We start from the raw sequence: 4,666 nt of genomic DNA, 5'->3' as shown, positions 1-4,666 counted from the left end.
TCAAGGTTCCGTGCAAGCACGGACTTTGACTCGTTGCTCGCGTAAATCACCTTCGGTGATGGCATTTTGGCTTGTATGTCTCGGGATTTTGACATATTCATGTCAAAACACCTCGCGGGACAGTGGCTACTGAATAGTTACATATTTTTATACTATTTTTTCCAGAATGGAATGTCCGATCGTTCCTTCTGGCATATCCACATCAAAGTTTTCTGCGATAGAAGCACCAATGACAGCAAATGTGTTCTCGCCTTCCAGTTCTCCTCCGTTTTCCATCTGTTCCGAATAGGCAATAAAAGGAACATATTCTCTCGTATGGTCTGATCCTGTATAGGTGGGATCATTTCCGTGATCCGCTGTAAGGATCAGAAGATCATCTTCTTTCAGCTGTTCCAGCAGTACCCCGAGATTTTTGTCGAATTTTTCAATCTCATGGCCATAACCTTCTGTATTTCTTCTGTGGCCCCAGAGTGCATCAAAGTCAACCAGATTGACAAAGCACAAGCCATGAAAATCCTTCTTACTGATTTCGATGGTCTGTTCCATTCCGTTGACTGAGCTGGTAGAATGATAGGTTTCCGTGATTCCTTCTCCGCAGAAGATATCATTGATCTTACCTACACCGATCACATCCAGGCCTTTGTCCTTCATAGCATTTAATACTGTAGGACCTGTTGGTTTCAGTGCATAATCATGTCGATTGCTGGTTCGTTTAAACTCACCTTTTTTCTTTCCTACATAGGGTCTTGCAATAACCCGTCCCACTCTCCATTCGTCTTTCAGTGTGATTTCTCTTGCTATCTCACAGCAACGATAGGGGTTTTGCAGGTCAAAAGTTTCTTCATTTCCACAGATCTGAAGTACTGAATCTGCAGAAGTGTACACGATCATTGCACCAGTATTGATTTCTTCCTCGCCCAGCTCTTCGATGATCTCTGTTCCGCTGGCGCTCTTATTGCCGATAACTCTCTTACCGCAGCGCTTTTCCAGTTCTGCGATGAGTTCCGGCGGAAAACCATGTTCCGTAAAGGTGATAAATGGTTTTTCCGTCTTGATTCCCATCATCTCCCAGTGTCCGGTCATGGTATCTTTTCCATTGCTTGCCTCTCCGAGACGAGCATAACGTCCCATAGGTTCTGCAGCTTTTTCCATGTTTCCTCCACAGTGGAGATTCAGCATTCCCAGCTTCTTCAGGTTGGGGATCTCCAGGGTTCCCATCTGATCCAGGATATGTCCAAAAGTATCTACCCCTACATCTCCGAACTTTTCAGAATCCGGCATAGCTCCGATACCCAAAGAATCCAGGACAATCACAAAAATTCTGTTGTACTTTTTCATCTTCGTCTACCTCTTTCTATTATTATTTTTCTGCCAACTTCCGGTACAGCTTTTCTTTGACAGTGTCACTCGCAAAAGCCGCATCTACTGCATTCCTCATCAGAAGCAGGACCTCCTCATCCCGGACTCCGTATGTTTTTTGAATAAATTCCAGTTCCTTTGTCAAGGTCGTGTTGCTGACGGTCCGGTTATCTGTATTCACAGTAACCCGTACACCATGATCCAGGAATTCCCTGATCGGATAGAATTCCGGACCGGATACCGCCTTAGTCTGCAGATTGCTGATTGGACACATCTCAATTCCGATCTTTTTTTCTGCCAGTTCCCGGATCACATCCTCATGACCTCTCATGGCAATCCCATGTCCGATTCTCTTTGCACCAACATTCACTGCATCTGTGATATTATCCACACTTCCGCACTCGCCGGCATGAATCGTAAAGGGCATACCAATCTTTCTTGTATTTCCAAACAGATTCATGAACTGTGACATGGGATAAGAAGCCTCTGCCCCAGCCAGGTCTGCTCCGCAGACACCGGATCCAAGAAGTTCTCTTGCAGCCCGGATCATCCGCCAGTTTTCTTCCTCGCCGATATGACGCATGGCACAGGCGATTACTCCGTACTCAATAGCGAAGTCCTGTTTTCCTCTCTCCAGCCCTTTGATCAGTGCTTCCATTGCCTTTTTGCAGCTCATGGATTCTGTTTCAGAAAAAAGTGGTGCAAAGCGGATCTCTGCATAGCATACATGTTCTCTGCTCATGCTTTTCAATACATCATATCCGGCCTCTTCCAGACCTTCTTCATCTTTAAGACACTGGCATGGCATATCAAACTTTTCCAGATATTCTGCAAGGCTTGTACAGTCATCCGATACGCTCAATTCTTCTTTTTTTACAGATCTTCCCAGCCTTTTTTCGATAAATTCCTGACTGAGAGATCCATCCAGGTGACAATGCAGTTCCACCTTCGGCAATCTTAGCAGTTCTTCCTGTGTCATAACTTCTCACCACTCCATTCCACGTTCACTACTGCCGCTCTATAAAAGATTGGATGGCCCAAATCCCAGCGGAAGCAGTTCATTTAGTGTAAAAATATCATATTTTTCTTTATCTACTGCCAGAATGATCTGAAAGGTTTCCGGATCGCAAAATTCCATCATAACCTGACGGCACACACCACAGGGGGCCACATATTCTGTCAGTACTCCATCCTTACCGCCTACAATACAGATGGCCTGAAAATCCCTGACTCCTTCACTGACTGCTTTGAAAATAGCTGTCCGCTCTGCACAGTTTGTAGGCGTATAGGATGCATTTTCAATATTGCAGCCTGTGTATATTTCTCCCTTCTTTGTCAGCAGTGCTGCGCCCACCTTAAAGCCGGAATAGGGAGTATAGGAAAAATCCAACTGTTTGATTGCTGTGTCGATCAACTTTTCAATCATTGCTTTTTCCATATTATACACCTCTCGTTCTTTTAATAACCAGTTGCTTCCTCATTTTTCACAATTTTAACAATTCGGCTGGTTCCCAGACGGTCTGCTCCCAGTGCCAGGAATTTTTCTGCATCGTCGATAGAAGAAATTCCGCCTGCTGCTTTCATCTTTACATTCGGTCCGATGTGTTTTGCAAACAGTTCAATATCTGCAAAAGTAGCACCTGCTCCGCCAAAACCGGTGGATGTTTTGATATAATCTGCTCCTGCGCTGGTAACGATCTCGCACATTTTGATTTTTTCTTCATCCGTAAGGAAACAGGTTTCGATGATCACTTTCAGGATTTTATCTCCACATGCTGCCTTTAAGATTTTGATTTCATTTTCAATCAAGTCATATTTTTTGTCTTTTAACCATCCGATATTGATAACCATATCAATCTCAGAAGCGCCGTTTGCCAGGGCATCTTTGGTCTCGAATTCTTTTGCTGCAGTTGTCATGTAACCATTCGGAAAACCGATAACGGTACATACCGGTATTCTTCCGTTCATGTATTCGGCTGCCTCTTTTACATAGCTTGGAGCAATACATACAGATGCAGTCTCATATTTCATGGCATCGTCACAGATCTGCTTGATTTCTTCCCAGGTGGATCCCTGAAGAAGCAGTGTATGGTCTACGTGTTTTAATATTTCTTTGATATCCATTTTTTATCTCCATTTCTTATATCATTATTTTTCTGCCTGGTCTGCTTTGATCAGATTACGGATGGCTTCCACTGCCACCTGAATTGCCATATCGGTATCATGTACCACCGGATTCTCCAGGCCCAGGCTCTCTCTCTCCTGATTGGCAACTACCAGGAAGCAGGAACCGGCTCTTACTCTTAATTTTCCTGCAACGATGAAAAGTGCTGCGGATTCCATCTCAGAGGCAAGACAACCCATCATTTTCCATGCGTTCCATTTGTTGATCAGCTCATATCCTACCGGCATTTTTTCCGGTTCATGCTGTCCGTAAAACGCGTCCTTACACTGTACCACACCGATATGGTAGGTATAATCTTTTGCTTTTGCAGCTGCAACCAGTGCGTTGGTTACATCCAGATCTGCTACTGCCGGATATTCGATTGGCGCATATTCTTTGGATGTTCCTTCCATACGAATGGCTCCTGTTGCAATAACCACATCACCACTCTTTACTTCTGTCTGCATACCTCCGCAGGTTCCGATTCTTAAAAATGTGTCTGCTCCGCAGCGATACAGTTCTTCCATGGCGATGGATGCGGAGGGTCCGCCGATACCTGTGGAAGTAACACTTACCTTTACTCCGTCCAGTGTTCCGGTATAAGTAACATACTCTCTGTTATCTGCAATCAGCACCGGATCGTCAAAATATTTTGCGATTTTCGCACAACGTTTCGGATCACCGGGCATCAGTACGTAACGTCCCACTTCTCCTTTCGCCACCTGGATATGATACTGTCTGCTTGGATCTTCTGAATAATTTTTCACGATATTTCCACCTTTCTTTATCTCTGTCCCTTATCATACGGAATACCTTCCGCTTTCGGTGCTCTGGAGTTCTTAGATACAAATACAAGAACCAGCAGAGAGATGATATATGGGAACATATTATACAATGTTAATGTCCTTCTCAGGTTCCTCCATTTTTGAACTTATAAATATAATATGACACATGTACAAAATCGTCCAGACAACTTACCTTCTTTTTTATCTATTCTTTGTATTTTGTCTGATTTTGCTAATTATTCTTTTCTTTTTTATATATTTTTCCTATATCTTACTTTTCGGAATCCATTCTTTTATTATTTGTAACTGTTCAGTACCTTCACAGTTACGAGCCAAAATGCATTTAAACGATAAAAAC

Annotated in this window: 5 protein-coding genes and 1 pseudogene; all 6 read right to left on the bottom strand. The window is 43.5% G+C overall.

Translation table 11 applies throughout. The annotated features are described in order from the left end of the window. Positions 1–147 precede the first annotated feature (147 nt). Positions 148–1,338 (bottom strand): phosphopentomutase, encoded by a 1,191-nt coding sequence (locus MSA64_RS08045; protein WP_287891258.1) that lies wholly within the window; start codon positions 1,336–1,338, stop codon positions 148–150. Positions 1,339–1,360: 22 nt separating this feature from the next. Continuing rightward, on the bottom strand, positions 1,361–2,338 hold the full coding sequence (gene add, locus MSA64_RS08040) for an adenosine deaminase (RefSeq protein WP_287891257.1): 978 nt from the start codon (positions 2,336–2,338) through the stop codon (positions 1,361–1,363). A gap of 39 nt (positions 2,339–2,377) precedes the next feature. Then, positions 2,378–2,797, bottom strand: a complete 420-nt coding sequence (locus MSA64_RS08035) for a cytidine deaminase (RefSeq protein WP_287891256.1) — start codon at positions 2,795–2,797, stop codon at positions 2,378–2,380. Positions 2,798–2,817: 20 nt separating this feature from the next. Further along, the gene (gene deoC, locus MSA64_RS08030; protein WP_118315915.1) at positions 2,818–3,483 is read right to left on the bottom strand and encodes a deoxyribose-phosphate aldolase; all 666 of its coding nucleotides are present in this window, start codon (positions 3,481–3,483) and stop codon (positions 2,818–2,820) included. Positions 3,484–3,507: 24 nt separating this feature from the next. Next, positions 3,508–4,290 carry a uridine phosphorylase gene (gene udp / locus MSA64_RS08025; protein WP_277663777.1) on the bottom strand — a complete coding sequence of 261 codons (783 nt, stop codon included), beginning with the start codon at positions 4,288–4,290 and terminating at the stop codon, positions 3,508–3,510. 17 nt (positions 4,291–4,307) lie between these two features. Continuing rightward, positions 4,308–4,418, bottom strand: a pseudogene (locus MSA64_RS12030) (ABC transporter permease); the annotation flags it as partial. Positions 4,419–4,666: the final 248 nt, after the last annotated feature.

The sequence above is a fragment of the Oliverpabstia sp. genome (genome assembly GCF_022785585.1).
GTDB classification, from domain to species: Bacteria; Bacillota; Clostridia; order Lachnospirales; family Lachnospiraceae; genus Oliverpabstia; species Oliverpabstia intestinalis.
The sequence above is the reverse complement of the archived record's forward strand: the minus strand, read 5'-3'. Positions and strand labels throughout refer to the sequence as shown.

Coding starts and splice junctions, on each gene's coding strand:
- MSA64_RS08035 (WP_287891256.1), bottom strand. CDS start 2,797: ATGGAAAAAGCAATGATTGAAAAGTTGATCGACACAGCAATCAAACAG.
- deoC (WP_118315915.1), bottom strand. CDS start 3,483: ATGGATATCAAAGAAATATTAAAACACGTAGACCATACACTGCTTCTT.
- MSA64_RS08045 (WP_287891258.1), bottom strand. CDS start 1,338: ATGAAAAAGTACAACAGAATTTTTGTGATTGTCCTGGATTCTTTGGGT.
- add (WP_287891257.1), bottom strand. CDS start 2,338: ATGACACAGGAAGAACTGCTAAGATTGCCGAAGGTGGAACTGCATTGT.